Genomic DNA, 17,588 nt, shown 5'->3' with positions numbered 1-17,588 from the left:
GCGTCATGAGCAAAAAAACCCTGATCGCGCCATCGGTGCTGGCTTCCGATTTCTCGAAGCTCGGCGACGAGGTCGAGGCGGTGGCGGCCGCCGGCGCCGACTGGATCCATCTCGACGTCATGGATGGGCATTTCGTCCCCAACATCACCTTCGGGCCGCCGGTGATCAAGGCGATCCGCAACCGCACCAAGGCCTTCTTCGACTGCCATCTGATGATCGCCCCCGCCGACCCCTATCTGGCCGCCTTCGCCGAGGCCGGGTGCGACGGCATCACGGTGCACGCCGAAGCCGGGCCGCATCTCGACCGCTCGCTGCAGACGATCAAAAACCTTGGCAAGAAGGCCGGTGTGTCGCTCAACCCGGCGACACCGGAGACGATGATCGAATACGTGCTCGACCGGCTCGATCTTATCCTGATCATGACGGTTAATCCGGGCTTCGGCGGCCAGGCCTTCATTCCGGCGATCGTAGACAAGGTGAAGCGGGTGAAGGCGCTGATCGGTGACAGGCCGATCCGGATCGAGATCGACGGCGGCATTTCGCCGGAAACTGCGCCCCTGGTCACCGCCGCCGGCGCCAGCGTGCTGGTCGCCGGTGCGGCCATTTTCAAGGGCGGCAGCGTCGCAGCCTATCGGGCAAACATCGAGGCAATCAGGGCAGCGGCGGACAAGGCGGCCGGCTGACCGCCGCCGTTCGGCCGGAGACAGCCGCTCGGGGGGACTTGTGAGCAACCATCTGTTCGATGCTTTCCGTGCCCGGATGCCCACGCCCGGACGCCTTTTGATGGAGGCAGAGGACGGGCGCTCGATCAGCTATGGCGAAATGCTGGCGCGCTCCGCTCAACTGGCACATGTGGTGTCGCAGCTGGGCGTCGAAGCCGGCGACCGCGTCGCCGTTCAGGTCGAGAAGAGCCCGGAGGCCATTTTCCTCTATCTCGCCTGTCTGCGTGCCGGCGCGATCTTCCTGCCGCTCAACACCGCCTATACGCTGACCGAGCTCGACTATTTCTTCAGGGATGCCGAGCCGCGACTGATCGTCTGCGACCCGGCGCGAGTGACCGAGATCGGCGCTTTGGCGCAGGCCTCGGGCGCTGCGGTCGCGACACTCGGCAGCAAGGGCGAGGGTTCGTTGACCGATCGCGCCTCTGAGGCGGCCGTGGACTTCCACGACGTGGCGCGCGGACCGGACGACCTTGCTGCGATCCTCTACACCTCCGGCACCACCGGCCGTTCGAAAGGCGCCATGCTCAGCCACGAAAACCTCGCCTCGAATGCGCGGGTGCTGGTCGACCTCTGGCGCTTCACTGCCGCAGACGTGCTGATTCACGCGCTGCCGGTTTTCCACACGCATGGCCTTTTCGTCGCCACCAATGTCGTCCTGATGGCCGGCGCCTCGATGCTGTTCGAAACCAAATTCGACCCGGCCCGCATCGTCTCGCTGCTGCCGCGCGCCACCGTGCTGATGGGCGTGCCGACATTCTACGTCCGCCTGCTGCAGCAGGACGGTTTGAACCGGCAAGCGGCGAAAAACATCCGCCTGTTCATTTCCGGCTCGGCGCCGCTTTTGGCCGAGACGCACAGAGCCTGGCGAGAGCGCACCGGCCACGCTATCCTCGAGCGCTACGGCATGACCGAGACCAACATGAACACGTCGAATCCATACGAGGAAGAGCGGCGAGCCGGCACGGTTGGCTTCCCCTTGCCCGGCGTCTCCCTGCGCATCGCCGATCCCGATGGCGGCGAAACACTTGCCCGGGGCGAGGTCGGCATGATCGAGGTCAAGGGCCCGAACGTCTTTTGCGGCTACTGGCGCATGCCGGAAAAGACAAGGGCCGAATTCCGTGACGATGGTTTCTTCATAACCGGCGATCTCGGGCTGATCGATGCCGACGGCTATGTCCACATCGTTGGCCGCGGCAAGGACCTGATCATTTCCGGCGGCTACAATATCTATCCAAAGGAAGTCGAGAGCGAGATGGACGCGCTGCCTGGCGTCGCCGAAAGCGCTGTCATCGGCGTTGCCCATCCGGATTTCGGCGAAGGCGTCACCGCTGTCGTGGTGAGGGCGCCGGGCTCGACCATCAGCGCCGCAGGGATCGTCGAGGCCATCGCCGGGCGCCTCGCCAGGTATAAGCATCCGAAACGGGTGATCTTCGTCGACGAACTGCCGCGCAACACGATGGGCAAGGTGCAGAAGAACCTGCTGCGCGAAGCCTACAAGGACCTCTATACGTCCAAAGCCGGCTAACCCTAACGAGCAGGGCTGCCTGCAAAAACCTTGGCACCATCGATCCAGACGCTTTTAATGTCCAGATCGTCCGACAGCGAAACGATGTTGGCCGCGGTACCGTCGGCGAAGCGCCCGAACCGGTGCGACTGGCCGACCGCCTGCGCCGGATAGAGGGAGGCCATGCGCAAGGCTTCGTCGAGGTCGAGGCCGACGACGCGGTGCATGAAGCGCACCGCGGAAATCATGTCGAGATCCGCGCCCGCCAGCGTGCCGTCGGCAAGTGTCAGCCTGCCATCCTTGCGGTGGATGGTGCGGCCGTTCAGCGTGAACGAGGTCATGTCGGTGCCGATCGTCGCCATGGCATCGGTAACGAGCAGGATCTTGCCCGGCCCCTGCTTGGCGCGCAAGGCGATGGCCATGGTGGCCGGATCGACATGGATACCGTCGGCGATGATCCCGGCATAGAATGTGCCGGTATCGATTGCGGCGCCCGCTAGCCCTGGCTCGCGATTGCCGATCTGGCTCATCGCATTGAACAGATGGGTGACCACCGTTGCGCCGGCCTCGGCAAAGGCGCGAGCCGTGGCATAGCCGGTATCGGAATGGCCGATGCTGACGACAATGCCGGCCTTGCTAAGCGCCGACACCTGGCTGGGCTCGACGGATTCGGGCGCCACCGTCGTCAGCAGCACGGGCAGGTTTTTCCGTGCGGCGATCAGCATCGTCTGGTCGGAGTCTAGCATTGGCCGGATCAAAGCCGGGTCATGTGCGCCCTTGCGGGCGATCGACAGATGCGGCCCTTCGAGGTGCAGGCCCAGGAACCCCGGCACCTTCCTCCGTGCCGCCTCGGCTCCGGCCGCAACCGCCGCGGCGGTGATCTCGGACGTGTCGGTGATCAGCGTCGGCAACAGCGCCGCCGTGCCGAAGGGTGCGTGCGCCCGGCAGATGGTCTCGATCGAGGCGACATCGGGATGGTCGTTGAGCATGACGCCGCCGCCGCCATTGACCTGCAGATCGACGAAGCCAGGCGCCAGCATGCCGCCGCCGGTCTCGATACGCGCAACATTGGATGGAATGGCGCCGGCGGCAACAATGGCCTCGACGAGGCCGTCGCGCACGACAAGCGCCGCATTGTCGTGCCAGTCGTCGCCATCGAAAATCCGGGCGCCAGTCAGGGCAAAACGGTCGCTCATAGGGTTTCCGTTACCTTGCGCAGATTGGGCGGCGTGTCGGGGTCGAGGCCGCGATGGCGGGCAAAAGCCTCGACGAAACCATAGAACGACACGATCAGCGTCAGCGGGTCGGTCAGCGGATGACCGGTTGCGACATGCGGCAGGCGCTGAGCGCTCTTTGCCTTGTTCGACGTCACAAAGACGGCAGCGCCCTTGCCGGCCAGGCTGTCGGCGGCATCGGCCACCGATGGCTCGGACGCATCGCGAGCAGCCAGAGCCAGCACCGGGAAACCGGGACCGACCAGCGCCAGCGGGCCGTGCATGACCTCGGCGGCACTATAGGCTTCCGCATGCATGGCGCAGGTTTCCTTGAATTTCAGCGCCGCCTCGTTGGCGATCGCCGCCGACGGACCACGGCCGAGAATGAACAGCGATTTCGGCGTCTCGAGTGCCCCAGCCAGCGCCATCCAGTCGCAGGCGATCGCCTTGCGAAAATGCTCCGGCAAGCGCGCGAGCGCCACCAGGAGTTTGTCGTCGCCGGTGCAATGCGCCATCAAGGCGAGTCCTGCGACGGCTGAATTGACGAAGGTCTTCGTCGCCGCGACGCTGCGCTCCGGTCCGGCCAGGATGTCGATCGCGTAGTCCGAAGCCCGCGCCAGCGGCGAATCGGCGGTGTTGGTGATGGCGACGGTCAGCGAACCGCCGGTCCTCGCCGCTTGCGCCATTGCAACGATGTCCGGGCTCTTGCCGGACTGCGAGATCGCCAGGCAGGCCGAGCCGCCCAGCTTCAGCTTGGCGCCATAGATCGAGGCGATGGACGGGCCGACCGATGCAACCGCCAGCCCGGCGGTCAACTCCACGGCATATTTCATGAAGGTTGCGGCATGGTCGGACGAGCCGCGCGCCACGGTGACGACGAAATTCGGATCGCGCTCGCGAATGCCGCGTCCAGCTTCCGTCAGCACCGCGGCCGAGCCATCGAGCAGGCGGGCGGTGGCCTCCGGGATCTCCTCGATCTCGCGCCGCATATGGGTCATTGTTGCGGTCATGGCCGGCCCTCTTCGCCCGGCCCGCTCAGCCGGAGTTCGGCGACAAAATCATAGGCGTCGCCCCTGTAGATGGAGCGGGTAAACTCGATCACCTTGCCGCTCGCCAGATAGGAGATACGCTCGATGTGCAGGCCGGCAATGCCCGGCGGTACTTCCAGCAGATGTGCGTCGCCATCGCCGAGATTGGTGGCGGAAATGCGCTGCACCGCCCGCACCGGCCTGTTGCCAGTTTTTTCCAACGCGGCGTAGAGCGACGAACCAATCGCCGCCGGATCGGGCAGCACGCTTGTCGATAGCGAGGCGCGCTCGATCGCCAGCGGCGTGTCGTTGGCGATACGAAGGCGCGCCACGCGCGCAACCAATTCGTTCGATGCCAGGCCGAGCACCATCATCTCGTCGGGCGACGGCGGATAGAGGCCGCGGTCGAGCCAAGCCGAACGCACCGCCATGCCGCGCCGCGCCATGTCTTCGGTAAACGAGGTCAGCATCGACAGCGACTGCTCGACGCGCTCCATACGTGGCGCAACGAAGGTACCGGAACCATGGCGCTGGACGAGGATGCCGCCCTTGACCAGGTCCTGCACCGCCTTGCGCACGGTGACGCGCGAAATGTCGGCCTTGCTAGCGATGTCGCGCTCGGAAGGCAGCGCATCGCCAGGTCCGATCAGCCCGCGTTTGACCGCATCCTCGATGCTCTTCCTGAGCTGCAGATAGAGCGGCGCGCCACCCTGCGACGATTGTTTCAGCGCCGCGAATATCTGGTCGGCGGCCTCACTCATCGAGCTGCCTCCGCCGTGTTTGCGAAAATCCGAACCGCCATCTGAACCGCGCCGCCCAGCGCGTCGTCGAGCGGCGGTTTCAGCAGCGCCCGGTAGCGGGCCGACAGGCGCGGCGCATAAAGCGGCGCCAGCCCGCCGAGCAGGCAGAGCGGATCGTCGCCGCCGAGGTCGAGCACGCCAAGCGCTGCCTCGACATCGGCGACCGCCTTGTCGAGGATCCAGATAGCGACGGCGTCGCCTTTTTCGGCATGTTCGAACACCTTGGGCGCGAAGCCGCCGAAATCGCCGGGCTTGGCATTGGTGGTGAATTCGACCACATCCTCGGGATTGTTGCGGAAAATGGCGAGCATGGTCTGCGTCAGCGGCGATCCCTGGCGGATGCCGTCATAGGCGAGCAGCGTCTGCTCGAGCAGGTCGCGGCCGATGCGGGCGCCGCTGCCCTGGTCGCCGACCTGAAAACCCCAGCCACCGATGGCGCGCGACTTGCCTCGTCTGCGCGCCATATAAGCGGTGCCGGTGCCGAGTATGGCCATGGCGCCGTCGCCTGAGCCAACCGCGCCTTCCAGCGCGATCTCGGCATCGGTCTCGACGCGGCTGATGCGGAACGGCAGGATCGCTTCGAGCTGCTGCCTGTACGTGCCGACATTGGCGCCGGCAAGACCGAGAACGGCCGGAGTTTGCGGGATCAGTGCGGGATCCCTGCCCGCGGCGACAAAGGCCTGCTGCGCTGCGTCGACGATGTTCGTCCTGGCGCCGGTGAGATCGGTTCGGATGTTGGCGGCACCGCTTTTGGCGCGGCCGAGGACGCTGCCGTCGGCCGTTGCAAGGGCCGCCCTGCAGCTGGTGCCGCCGCCATCGATGCCGAGCACGAATTTCACGCGATTTCTCCTCCGGGCGGATAATACCAATAAAATACCAATAGCCAAGGATTAATTTCCGTTTTCAAAAAAGTTAAGGCGTAGTTTGTTTGAAAATCAGCCAATTTCGTTCGCAAGCCTGCACCGCCGCAAGATTTCATTAATGCGTGTGGACAAGTGGTATTTTTTTGGTATGGTTTTCTCAATTGGAGGAAAGCGGATGGCCGAAACGCGCACCGAAGCGCTTCACCAGAATGCCGAGGGACTGGATATCCAGGCCCCGGAAGCCGTCCTTTCCTCTTTGGCCAACGCACAGATCGAGGCCGCCAAGGCCGTGCACGGCGCCATTCCTGCCATTGCCGCGGCAGCCGAAATCATCGCAAGCAGACTGAAAAGCGGCGGCAAGCTCGCCTATGCCGCTGCCGGCAGTTCGGGCCTGATGGCACTGGCCGATGCGCTTGAGCTGCCGGGCACTTTCGGCATCCAGCGCGACCGCATCGCCATCCTGATCGCCGGCGGCGACGAGGCCTTCAAGACACTGGCCGGCGGGCCGGAGGACGACACCGAGGAAGCTTCGGCAGCAGTTGCCGCCGCCCGCATCGGCAAGGGCGACTGCCTGATCGCCGTCTCGGCCAGCGGCTCGACACCTTATGCAGTCAGGGCGATCGAGGACGCCAGGCGCCGCGGTGCGGCGACCATTGCCGTCGCCAACAACAGGGATGCGCCGCTGTTGCGGCTGGCCGACATCGCCATCCTGCTCGAAACGCCGCCGGAGCTGATTGCCGGCTCAACGCGCATGGGCGCAGGCACCGCCCAGAAGATCGCGCTCAACATGCTGTCGACGCTCGCCGCCATCCATCTCGGCCATGTCCATGACGGCTACATGGTCAACCTCATGGCCGACAACATCAAGCTGCGCGACCGCGCGGCACGCATCGTTGCCGCCGTAAGCGGGCGCGACAAGGACGAGGCGGCGCGCCTGCTCGAAAGGAGCGGCGGAGTCGTCAAGACCGCTATTCTGCTCGCCGCCGGCGCCGCCAGCGCCGATGCAGCCGAGAAGATATTGGAAGGGACCGGCCACAAGCTGCGGCCGGCCCTTTCCGCGATCGAGGGGAGCAAGGGGCGCAATGCCTCTGTTCTCATCAAAACCGAACCTGAAAAAGGTCAACAGGGAGACTGAGCATGACAACGAAGCTACTGACGGCACTTCTTCTCGGCACCAGCATTCTCGGCTCCGCCGGGGCGGCTTATGCCGACGACGTAACGCTCAACATCGAAAGCTGGCGCGGCGACGACCTTGCCATCTGGAAGGACAAGCTGATCCCGGCCTTCGAAGCCAAGAACCCGGGCATCAAGGTGGTGTTCGCGCCGTCGGCGCCAACCGAATATGACGCCGCCCTCGGCGCCAAGCTCGCCGCCGGCTCGGCGGGCGACCTGATCACCTGCCGCCCGTTCGACAAGTCGCTGGAACTCTTCAAGAAGGGCAACCTCGCCGATTTGTCGGCGCTGCCGGGCATGGAGAACTTCTCCCCGGTGGCCAAGTCGGCCTGGCAGACCGACGACGGCAAGGCGACATTCTGCGTGCCGATGGCCTCGGTCATCCATGGCTTCATCTACAACAAGGACGCCTTCGACAAGCTCGGCATCAAGGTGCCGGAGACGCGCGACGAATTCTTCGCCGCGCTCGACAAGATCAAGGCCGACGGCACCTACATCCCGATGGCGATGGGCACCAAGGACCTCTGGGAAGCCGCGACCATGGGCTACCAGAACATCGGCCCGAACTACTGGAAGGGCGAGGAAGGCCGCGCCGCACTGATCAAGGGCGAGCAGAAGCTGACCGACCCTCAGTGGGTCGCACCTTATACCGAGCTTGCCAAGTGGAAGCCCTATCTTGGCGACGGTTTCGAGGCGCAGACCTATCCGGACAGCCAGAACCTGTTCACGCTCGGCCGCGCCGCCATCTACCCGGCCGGCTCGTGGGAGATCGGCCTGTTCAACACGCAGGCGCAGTTCAAGATGGGCGCCTTCCCGCCGCCGGTGCAGAAGGCCGGCGACACCTGTTACATCTCCGACCACACCGACATCGGCATGGGCCTCAATGCGGCGTCCAAGAACGCCGACGCGGCCAAGATCTTCCTGTCCTGGGTCGCCTCGCCTGATTTTGCCACCATCTATGCCAACGCGCTGCCGGGCTTCTTCAGCCTGAACAACACGCCGGTGAAGATGGAAGACCCGCTGGCGCAGGAATTCGTCTCCTGGCGCGACAAGTGCAAGTCGACGATCCGCTCGACTTACCAGATCCTGGGCCGCGGTACGCCGAACCTCGAAAACGAGACATGGGTTGAATCGGCCAACGTCATCAACGGCACCGACACGCCGGAAGCTGCCGCCAAGAAGCTGCAGGACGGCCTCGACAGCTGGTACAAGCCGGCGAAGTAAGAGTGCGGCGAAGCGTTGTCTCCCCCCCGAGGGGGGAGATGTCGCCGAAGGCGACAGAGGGGGTCGGTCGAGGCAGGATGCGGCTTGATCGCTGCTGGAAAGCACGGTCGAACGACGATGGCGCGCTGCCTCTGCCGACTCCACCCGCCTCGCTTTGCGAGGCACCCTCCCCTCGAGGGGAGGGAGGCGCCGCGCCCTTTGACGGCAATTGCAAGAACCTGATCGGCGGGACCGAACTCATGGCCGCAACACCGAAAAGACCGTTCCGCTGGCACATCGGCGTCTTTCTGGCGCCGGCAGTGCTGGTCTATACGGCGATCATGATCCTGCCGCTGGCCGGCACGCTGCAGCTCTCCTTGTTCCGCAACATAGACCAGTCCCAAGTCTTCGTGGGACTGGCAAACTTCCGCACGCTGTTCGGCGATCCTAACTGGTCGGTGGGCTTCTGGAATGCTCTCCGGAACAATGTCTGGTTCTTTATCATCCACATGCTGGTGCAGAATCCGATCGGCGTCCTTTTGGCGGCGCTGCTGTCGAGCCCGCGGCTGAGATTCTCCGCCTTCTACCGAACGGCGATCTTCGTGCCGACGATCCTGTCCTTCGTCATTGTCGGCTTCGCCTGGAAGCTGATCCTGTCGCCGCTGTGGGGCGTGGCGCCGCATCTGCTCGATCTGGTCGGCCTCAAGAGCCTGTTCACGCCCTGGTTGGGCAAGGAGCAGTACGCGCTGACCACACTCAGCCTGATCTCGGTCTGGCAGTTCGTCGGCATCCCGATGATGCTGATCTATGCGGCGCTCTTATCCATCCCCGAAGAGGTGATCGAGGCGGCTGAATGCGACGGCATCACCGGCATGTCGCAGTTCTGGAAGATCAAGCTGCCGCTGATCCTGCCGTCGATAGGCATCATCTCGATCCTGACCTTCGTCGGTAATTTCAACGCGTTCGACCTGATCTACACCGCGCAAGGGGCGCTGGCCGGGCCGAACTATTCAACCGATATCCTCGGCACCTTCCTCTACCGCGCCTTCTTCGGCTTCCAGTTGCAGATCGGTGATCCCAACATGGGCGCGGCAATCGCCACGATGATGTTCCTGATCATCCTGGGCGGCGTCTGCGTCTACCTGTTCCTCGTGCAGACGCGCCTGCGTCGCTACCAGTTCTGAGGCGCCACATGAGCACGGCAACCCGCTCGCTGCCCCGCACCATTGGCGCGCATGCGATCCTTCTGACCTACACGGCGATCGCGCTGTTTCCGGTAATCATCGTCATCGTCAACTCATTCAAGTCGCGCGCCGCCATCTTCGGTGCGCCGCTGGCGCCGCCGACGCCGAAAACCTTCGATCTAATCGGCTACACGACGGTGATCGGCCAGGGCGATTTCATCCACTATTTCCAGAACAGCCTTGTCGTCACCGTCGCCTCGCTGTTCTTCGTGCTTTTGTTCGGCGCCATGGCGGCTTTCTCGCTGTCGGAATACCGCTTCCGCGGCAATTCGCTGATGGGGCTCTATCTGGCGCTCGGCATCATGATCCCGATCCGCCTTGCCACCGTCGCCATCCTGCAATTGATGGTGGCGAGCGGGCTAGTCAACACGCTGACGGCGCTGATCCTGGTCTATACCGCGCAAGGCCTGCCGCTTGCCGTCTTCATCCTGTCGGAATTCATGAAGCAGGTCTCGGACGATCTGAAGAATGCGGGCAGGATCGACGGCCTGTCCGAATACACCATCTTTTTCCGGCTGGTGCTGCCGCTGGTGCGCCCATCGATGGCGACCGTCGCTGTCTTCACCATGATCCCGATCTGGAACGATCTGTGGTTCCCGCTGATCCTGGCGCCGTCGGAGGAGACCAAGACGGTGACGCTCGGCGCCCAGCTGTTTCTCGGCCAGTTCGTCACCAACTGGAACGCCATCCTGGCGGCGCTGTCGCTGGCAATCATGCCGGTACTGATCCTCTACGTCATCTTCTCGCGGCAGCTGATCCGCGGCATCACTTCGGGGGCGGTCAAGTGAGTGAGGGTCGGGACGCGATCATTCGAGGCCTCACCGAGTCGGCAATCCGCCACAGATTCCGCGGCGTTCGCCAAACAAACTATTATCGCGAATGGCCGGAAACGGTCTGTCTGCTTAACCTTCAGAAGTCTGCCTGGGGACCGCAGTTCTATCTCAATGCAGCAGTCTGGCTGACTCGGTTCGGGATCGAGCGTCGACCGAAGGAATACAACTGTCATATCATCTGGCGTGTCAACTCCCTGATGGTTAGCGAGCAATCCAAGGCATTCACCGAGGCGCTGGATCTGGATCGTCCGTTGCCGGACGACCGGAGGTCTTCTCTGATCAAAGAGGGGGGTCGATACATACGGGTTCGGACTTCTGGCACGTTGTGAAAGCGAAAAGGCTGCTCTGCAGATCGCCAGTGAGTATGGATCGAGTATTAGGATGGACCTGAAAGCCCGCGCTCTACAAAAGGCAAACTGAAATGGACCAACCTCTTCGCGTTGTCATCGCCGGCCTCGGCAACATGGGGCGCAGCCATGCGCTGGCGTATCACACCAATCCGGGATTCCAGATCGCCGCGCTGGTCAACCGCTCCGATGTGCCGCTGCCGGAAGGGCTTTCGAGCTACGGCATCAGGCGCTCCTTCGACGAGGCGCTGCGTGACGAACGGCCCGACGTCGCCTGCATCGCCACCTATTCCGACAGCCATGCTGACTATGCCGTCAAGGCGTTCGAGGCCGGCTGCCACGTCTTCCTCGAAAAGCCGCTGGCAACCACCGTCGCGGATGCAGAGCGCGTGGTCGCGGCAGCCAAGGCCAACGGCAAGAAACTGGTGATCGGCTACATCCTGCGCCATCACCCGTCCTGGATCCGGCTGATCGCCGAGGCACGCAAGCTCGGCGGCCCTTACGTGTTCCGCATGAACCTCAACCAGCAATCCTCCGGCCATAGCTGGGAGACGCACAAGCAGTTGATGCAGACGACATCGCCGATCGTCGATTGCGGCGTGCATTATCTCGACGTGATGCTGCAGATCACCGACGCCAGACCAGTCGAGGTGCGCGGCATGGGGCTACGGCTGAGCGACGAGATCGCGCCGTCGATGTACAATTACGGTCATCTGCAGGTGCTGTTCGACGACGGTTCGGTCGGCTGGTACGAGGCCGGCTGGGGGCCGATGATTTCGGAGACGGCTTTCTTCGTGAAAGACGTGATTTCGCCCAATGGCTGCGTGTCGATCGTCATGAAGGAGGGTGTCAGGTCCGACGACATCGACACCCACACCAAGACCTCGACCATCCGCCTGCACAGTGCGGCGACCGGAGCCGACGGCAAATTCGCCAAACCGGACGAGATGCTGTCGATGCAAGGCGAGCCCGGCCATCAGGACCTCTGCGACCTGGAACAGGCGTTTGTGCTGAAGGCGATCCGCGAGGATCTGGACTTGACCCGTCACATGGACGACGCGGTGAAGTCGCTCGCCGTCTGCCTTGCCGCAGACGAGAGCGTGCGCAGCGGCCTCGCCGTGAAACTCTAGAACAGGGACGACGCCGTGGGCTCGCTGAACATCGAGAACGTAAAAAAGGCCTTTGGGCCGGTCGAGGTGCTGAAGGGCATCAACCTCGAGGTGACCGATGGCGAGTTCGTCGTCTTCGTCGGTCCATCCGGCTGCGGAAAGTCGACACTGCTGAGGGTCATCGCCGGGCTGGAGGACTCGACCTCGGGCCGCGTGGTCATCGACGGGGCGGACGTCTCCGCCACCCCGCCGGCCAAACGCGGCATCGCCATGGTGTTCCAGACGTATGCGCTCTATCCGCATCTGACGGTGAAGAACAATATGGGCCTCGGCCTCAAGCAGGCGGGCACACCGGCGGCCGAGATCGACCGCAGCATCGGCATCGCCTCCTCGATGCTGTCGCTGGAGCCCTACCTCTCGAGGCGGCCGGCCGAGCTCTCCGGCGGCCAGCGCCAGCGCGTCGCCATCGGCCGCGCCGTGGTGCGTGAGCCCAAGCTGTTTCTGTTCGACGAGCCGCTGTCGAACCTCGACGCCGCACTGCGCGTCAACACCAGGCTGGAGATCGCGCAATTGCATCGCCGGCTGAAGGCCACGATGATCTATGTCACCCACGACCAGGTCGAGGCGATGACGCTGGCCGACAAGATCGTGGTCCTTAATGCGGGCAGGATCGAGCAGATCGGCGGACCGATGGAGCTTTACAATTCGCCGGCAAATGAATTCGTCGCCGGCTTCATCGGCTCACCGAAGATGAACTTCGTCGACGGCGCCAGGCTTGGCGAAACGGCAAAGACCATCGGCGTCCGTCCCGAACATCTGACCGTCGATCCCAAGTCCGGCGCCTGGAAAGGCACGGTCGTCCATGCCGAGCACCTTGGCGCCGACACCAACCTCTATCTCGACTGCGAGAAGGCCGGCTTGATCACAGTGCGCATTTTTGGCGTCTATAACGCCGAACCTGGTGCCACGCTCTACGCGACGCCGGATCCGGCGAAGACATACCGGTTTGGAGCCGACGGGAAGGTGCTGAAATAGCTGGTGCCGACTCCCCTTCTCCCCTGTGGGAGAAGCTGGCCGAGCGAAGCTCGGTCGGATGAGGGGTGTTGGAAGGATCGCTGCCCTGAAAGCGTAAGTGCCTAAAATCCCCTGATGTTTTCACGCCTCGTTTCTTCCAGCACCCCTCATCCGTCTCGGCGCTGCGCGCCGATCCACCTTCTCCCACAAGGGGAGAAGGAAGAACGCCCTACGCATCCGCCTTGAACGTCTGCTTCTGGATGCCCAGCCCCTCGATACCGAGCTCGACCACATCGCCGGGCTTCAGGAAGACCGGCGGCTTCATGCCGAGGCCGACGCCGGGCGGCGTGCCGGTCGAGATGATGTCGCCCGGGTGCAGCGACATGAACTGGCTGAGATAGGAGACGAGATAAGCGACGCCGAAGACCATGGTCTTGGTCGAGCCGTTCTGCATCGTCTTGCCGTTGACCGTCAGCCACATCGGGATGTTCTGCGGGTCCTTGACCTCGTCCTTGGTCACCAGCCACGGGCCGATCGGCCCGAACGTGTCGCAGGACTTGCCCTTGGTCCACTGGCCCTGGCGCTCGGCCTGGAAGGCGCGCTCGGAGACGTCGTGCGCGACGCAATAGCCGGCGACATAATCCAGCGCCTCGGCCTCGGTGACATACTTTGCAGTCTTGCCGATCACCACGCCGAGCTCGACCTCCCAGTCGGTCTTCACCGAGCCGCGCGGGATCAGCACGTCGTCATTCGGCCCGACAATAGCCGAGCTTGCCTTCATGAAGATGATCGGCTCCGGCGGCACGGTGGCACCGGTTTCGGCGGCGTGGTCGGAATAGTTGAGACCGATGCAGATGAATTTGCCGGTGCCGGCGACGCAGGCGCCGATCCGCGGCTTGCCGGAAACCGCCGGCAGCGTCTTCGGGTCGAGCTTCGACAATGTCTCGAGCGATGCCGGGTCAAGCGCCTTGCCGGCAATGTCGGTGACATGGGCGGAGAGGTCGCGGATCGTTCCATCGGCATCGAGCAGGCCGGGGCGTTCGCTCCCCGCCTCGCCATAGCGCAGCAGTTTCATGCAGTTTTCTCCCAGTTGCGACCAGAGGCCGTTTGCAAACTCGCTCCGCTGCGGCGAATGGCGTGGGTTTCGAGAACCGGAGCGGAGCGTACTTAAAGTACGTGAGCACCGGAAGCGCAGAAAGCCGCGTCAGGCGCCCGGCGGAGTAGGGTTTTCAAATGGCCTCTTAGATCGACCAGCCACCGTCGATATTATAAGCCTGCCCCGACGTATAGGTGGCGCCGGCCAGATAGACGGCGAGATCGGCGATTTCCTCGGGCGTGCCGAGCCGGCCCATCGGCTGGCGGGCGATGAAGGCGGCGCGAGCTGCTTCGTAGTCGCCCTGCGCATGCATGCGGTCCTGCAGCGACGGGCTTTCGACCGTGCCCGGACAGATCGCATTGCAGCGTATGCCCTTGCCGACATAGTCGGCGGCGACCGACTTGGTCAGGCCGATGACGGCTGCCTTGGTCAGGCCATAGACGAAGCGGTTCGGCACGCCCTTGGTCGAACTGGCCAGCGATGCCATGTTGATGATCGAGCCGTCGCCGCGCTCCAGCATGCCGGGCAGCACGGCGCGGATGGTGCGGATCATCGAGCGGACATTGAGATCATAGGCAAAGTCGAGATCGCCGTCCTTCATCTCGAGGATCGAGCCGGAATGGACGAAGCCGGCGCAATTGAACAGCACGTCGACGGCGCCGATCTCGGCAAAAGCGGCGTTCACCGCCTCGTCGTTCAGCACGTCGAGCTTGCGGGTCTTGATACCGGGCGTCTTGCCGAGGTCGGCGAGCACCACCTCGTTGATATCGGTGGCATGGACGACGGCGCCGGCCTTGGCGAACGCCAGCGCGCTCGCCCGGCCGATGCCTTGCGCCGCCGCCGTGACGACAACGATTTTGCCTGTCAGATCCGCCATGCTTTTCTCCTCGCCCGTCTGTGGTCGTTCGGCTTTTACCGGCGCAAGGCCGGGGCGCAATGTGCCAGCCGGGCACTACCATCCCGCCTGTTTCGATATTCGCCTGCCAGCCAAATGTTTTTTCTCGGTAAAGAACATTTGTTGGCCCGTCAAGCCCGGACGTCCCTCCGGGACACTCAGTCGCCGTAGGGCACCCAGACGTTCTTGACCTCGATCGCTCGGCGCAGCAAGGCATCGCCGGCTGCTTCGTTCGACGCCCAGTCGAGGCTGTGGCCGTTGCCGGTCCAGACGCGTTTGAGATTGCCGATGGACTCGGCCTCGGCCTTGGCGCAAGTCTCGGCATCGGCGAACACCCAGAGCCCGTCGACATCGTCATGCTTGGCCAATACGCCGGCAAGCTCGGCGCTACTGCCGGTGACGATATTGATGGCGCCTGCCGGAACGTCGGAATATTCGACGACCTGGTAGAGGTCGGTGGCAAGCAGCGGGTATTTTTCGGACGGCACGGCGACCACGGTGTTGCCCATGGCGAGCGCCGGCGCCACCAGCGAGATCAAGCCAAGCAAAGGTGCGTTGTCCGACGCGACAATACCGACGACCCCGACCGGTTCGTGCAGTGCCAGCGTGACGGCGCGGGCCGGCGGCTGGTGGACGCGACCCTCGAATTTGTCGGCCAAGCCGGCATAGAGGAACAGCCGCTCGATCGACAGTTCGACCTCTTCACGCGCCGCCTTGGCGGTCGCGCCGGTAAGTTGGGTGAGGCGCACAGCAAACTCGTCGGCGCGGCCCGAAAGGTTTTCGGCCAGGTAATAGAGCACCTGGCTGCGGTTGTAGGCGGTCGCCTCCGGCCAGGCCTTGCAGGCGCGCGCGGCCGCGACGGCGTCGCGGATATCCTTGCGGTTGCCGAGACCAACCTCGCCGGCAAGCTTGCCCTTGGCGGTGGCGACGGCGAAGGAATAATTGCCGTCCGGCCGGACCTGCTTGCCGCCGATGAACAGCTTTGCCGTGCGGTCGATGGCGTCGCCTTCGGCCTGCTCGACAGGTTGCGCCGAAGACGTCGCCGGTTTGATAACCGGGCCGAGCGGCAGTTTTGCCGAGAGATATTCGAACATGCCCTCGCGCCCGCCTTCGCGGCCAAAGCCGCTCTCGCGGTAACCGCCAAAGCCGCAGGAGGCGTCGAACATATTGGTGCCGTTGACCCAGACGACGCCGGCCTTCAATTGCGGCGCGACGTGCAGGGCAAGATTGATGTTCTCGCTCCACACCGAAGCGGCCAGGCCATAGCGCGTGTTGTTGGCGAGCTCGACCGCTTCCTCGGTGTTGCGAAAGGTCATGGTGGCAAGCACCGGCCCGAACACCTCTTCCTGTGCCAGAATGTTAGCCGGCGAAACACCTGTCGCCAGCGTTGGCAGATGGTAATAGCCCGAGGAGGGCAGCGCCGAGTCCGGCTGCCAGCAGATTGCGCCCTGCTTGGCGCCCTCGGCGATCAGGCCCTTGACGCGATCGAGCTGGGTCAAATCGACCAGCGGGCCGATATCGGTGTTCTTGTCGAGCGGGCTGCCGACGCGCAGCCGGCTCATCCGCGTCTTGACCTTGGCGATGAAGGCATCGGCGATGCCCTCCTGCACCAGAAGGCGCGAGCCGGCACAGCAGACTTGGCCCTGGTTGAACCAGATGCCGTCGACCAGCCCCTCGACGGCGCTGTCGAGATCGGCATCCTCAAAGACGACAAAGGCCGACTTGCCGCCAAGCTCCAGCGACAGTTTCTTGCCCGAACCGGCGGTGGCTTTGCGGATGATCTTGCCGACCTCGGACGAACCGGTGAAGGCGATCTTCTGGATGCCGGGATGATTGACGATTGCCCCACCCGCTTCCGGCCCGCCCTGGACGATGTTGACGACGCCCTTCGGCACGCCTGATCGTTCACAGATCTCGGCGAACAGGATCGCGGTGAGCGGCGTGAATTCGGCTGGCTTCAGCACCACGGTGCAGCCGGCGGCGAGCGCCGGCGCGATCTTCCAGGCCAGCATCAAGAGCGGGAAGTTCCACGGGATGATCTGGCCGACGACGCCGACCCCCTTATGGCCTGAAAAATCCCTGTCCAGCGCCTGCGCCCAGCCGGCATGATGGATGAAATGGCGGATGGCCAGCGGCACGTCGATGTCGCGGCTTTCGCGGATCGGCTTGCCATTGTCGATCGATTCCAGCACCGCGAACAGGCGTTGGTGACGCTGCATGGCGCGGCCGATGGCGTGGAGCACTTTGGCGCGTTGATAACCGGTGCTGGCGCTCCATTTCGGCAGCGCTTTTGTGGCGGCCGAAACCGCCGCGTCGATATCGGCGGCACCGGCATCCGACACCTTGGCCAGCAGCTTTCCCGAGGACGGATCGCTGGTGTCGAAGGTTTTGCCTCCGCTGGCTGCCTTCCAGTCGCCGCCGATAAACAGCGCTTTGCCGAAATCCCGCGCGGCAAGCCACGCATCGGCCTCGTTGCGCGCCTCCGGCGCCGGGCCGTATTCCATGGCATGATAGCGTTCGAGAATGTTCATGGCGCGCTCCGA

Annotated in this window: 16 protein-coding genes; 9 read left to right on the top strand and 7 right to left on the bottom strand. The window is 63.9% G+C overall.

Features of this window, described 5'->3' with window-relative positions; all coding sequences use genetic code 11:
• The first annotated feature begins 5 nt into the window (after positions 1-5).
• Together rpe and NKI58_RS11455 are read left to right on the top strand one after the other, a co-directional pair.
• Complete coding sequence (rpe, locus tag NKI58_RS11460) at positions 6-683, top strand: ribulose-phosphate 3-epimerase (RefSeq protein WP_352449613.1); 678 nt, start codon at positions 6-8, stop codon at positions 681-683.
• Positions 684-723: 40 nt separating this feature from the next.
• The gene (locus tag NKI58_RS11455; protein WP_352853209.1) at positions 724-2,247 is read left to right on the top strand and encodes a malonate--CoA ligase; all 1,524 of its coding nucleotides are present in this window, start codon (positions 724-726) and stop codon (positions 2,245-2,247) included.
• 2 nt (positions 2,248-2,249) lie between these two features.
• Here NKI58_RS11455 and nagA read toward each other — a convergent pair whose 3' ends face one another.
• From nagA to NKI58_RS11435, 4 genes are read right to left on the bottom strand one after another with little or no spacing between them, the layout of a single operon-like run.
• Positions 2,250-3,422 carry an N-acetylglucosamine-6-phosphate deacetylase gene (gene nagA / locus NKI58_RS11450; RefSeq protein WP_352787098.1) on the bottom strand — a complete coding sequence of 391 codons (1,173 nt, stop codon included), beginning with the start codon at positions 3,420-3,422 and terminating at the stop codon, positions 2,250-2,252.
• A complete protein-coding gene (locus NKI58_RS11445; protein ID WP_352617889.1) occupies positions 3,419-4,450 on the bottom strand; it encodes an SIS domain-containing protein in 1,032 nt (343 codons plus the stop codon). Before NKI58_RS11445 ends, nagA begins: the two co-directional genes overlap by 4 nt.
• Entirely contained in the window at positions 4,447-5,229 is a 783-nt protein-coding gene (locus tag NKI58_RS11440; protein ID WP_352787100.1) for a GntR family transcriptional regulator, read from the bottom strand. The genes NKI58_RS11445 and NKI58_RS11440 overlap by 4 nt, the downstream gene beginning before the upstream one ends.
• On the bottom strand, positions 5,226-6,107 hold the full coding sequence (locus NKI58_RS11435) for a glucosamine kinase nucleotide-binding domain-containing protein (RefSeq protein ID WP_352588889.1): 882 nt from the start codon (positions 6,105-6,107) through the stop codon (positions 5,226-5,228). The genes NKI58_RS11440 and NKI58_RS11435 overlap by 4 nt, the downstream gene beginning before the upstream one ends.
• Positions 6,108-6,306: 199 nt before the next feature.
• On the opposite strand from NKI58_RS11435, the gene NKI58_RS11430 reads away from it, so the two are divergent.
• The 7 genes from NKI58_RS11430 to NKI58_RS11400 all read left to right on the top strand — a co-directional run bounded on the left by NKI58_RS11430 (position 6,307) and on the right by NKI58_RS11400 (position 13,075).
• Positions 6,307-7,266, top strand: a complete 960-nt coding sequence (locus NKI58_RS11430) for an N-acetylmuramic acid 6-phosphate etherase (protein WP_352787101.1) — start codon at positions 6,307-6,309, stop codon at positions 7,264-7,266.
• 2 nt (positions 7,267-7,268) lie between these two features.
• Positions 7,269-8,528: an ABC transporter substrate-binding protein gene (locus NKI58_RS11425; protein ID WP_352787103.1), complete on the top strand. Its 1,260-nt coding sequence runs from the start codon at positions 7,269-7,271 to the stop codon at positions 8,526-8,528.
• 239 nt (positions 8,529-8,767) lie between these two features.
• Entirely contained in the window at positions 8,768-9,691 is a 924-nt protein-coding gene (locus tag NKI58_RS11420) for a carbohydrate ABC transporter permease (RefSeq protein WP_352575248.1), read from the top strand.
• Between the two features lie 8 nt (positions 9,692-9,699).
• The gene (locus NKI58_RS11415) at positions 9,700-10,539 is read left to right on the top strand and encodes a carbohydrate ABC transporter permease (protein ID WP_023679838.1); all 840 of its coding nucleotides are present in this window, start codon (positions 9,700-9,702) and stop codon (positions 10,537-10,539) included.
• Positions 10,536-10,913, top strand: a complete 378-nt coding sequence (locus tag NKI58_RS11410; protein ID WP_352620797.1) for a DUF4304 domain-containing protein — start codon at positions 10,536-10,538, stop codon at positions 10,911-10,913. The genes NKI58_RS11415 and NKI58_RS11410 overlap by 4 nt, the downstream gene beginning before the upstream one ends.
• A 92-nt stretch (positions 10,914-11,005) precedes the next feature.
• Positions 11,006-12,061, top strand: a complete 1,056-nt coding sequence (locus NKI58_RS11405) for a Gfo/Idh/MocA family protein (protein WP_023679836.1) — start codon at positions 11,006-11,008, stop codon at positions 12,059-12,061.
• A gap of 15 nt (positions 12,062-12,076) precedes the next feature.
• Positions 12,077-13,075, top strand: coding sequence for an ABC transporter ATP-binding protein (locus NKI58_RS11400; protein WP_352787106.1), 999 nt, complete (start codon positions 12,077-12,079; stop codon positions 13,073-13,075).
• Positions 13,076-13,283: 208 nt separating this feature from the next.
• Here NKI58_RS11400 and NKI58_RS11395 read toward each other — a convergent pair whose 3' ends face one another.
• From NKI58_RS11395 to NKI58_RS11385, 3 genes are all read right to left on the bottom strand, one after another.
• A complete protein-coding gene (locus tag NKI58_RS11395; RefSeq protein ID WP_352683866.1) occupies positions 13,284-14,129 on the bottom strand; it encodes a fumarylacetoacetate hydrolase family protein in 846 nt (281 codons plus the stop codon).
• Between the two features lie 166 nt (positions 14,130-14,295).
• The gene (locus NKI58_RS11390) at positions 14,296-15,027 is read right to left on the bottom strand and encodes an SDR family oxidoreductase (protein WP_254815741.1); all 732 of its coding nucleotides are present in this window, start codon (positions 15,025-15,027) and stop codon (positions 14,296-14,298) included.
• 176 nt (positions 15,028-15,203) lie between these two features.
• Positions 15,204-17,576 (bottom strand): aldehyde dehydrogenase family protein, encoded by a 2,373-nt coding sequence (locus tag NKI58_RS11385; RefSeq protein WP_352825218.1) that lies wholly within the window; start codon positions 17,574-17,576, stop codon positions 15,204-15,206.
• Positions 17,577-17,588 lie beyond the last annotated feature (12 nt).

Source organism: Mesorhizobium sp. M0522, from assembly GCF_040321085.1.
Taxonomy (GTDB): Bacteria; Pseudomonadota; Alphaproteobacteria; order Rhizobiales; family Rhizobiaceae; genus Mesorhizobium.
The sequence above is the reverse complement of the archived record's forward strand: the minus strand, read 5'-3'. Positions and strand labels throughout refer to the sequence as shown.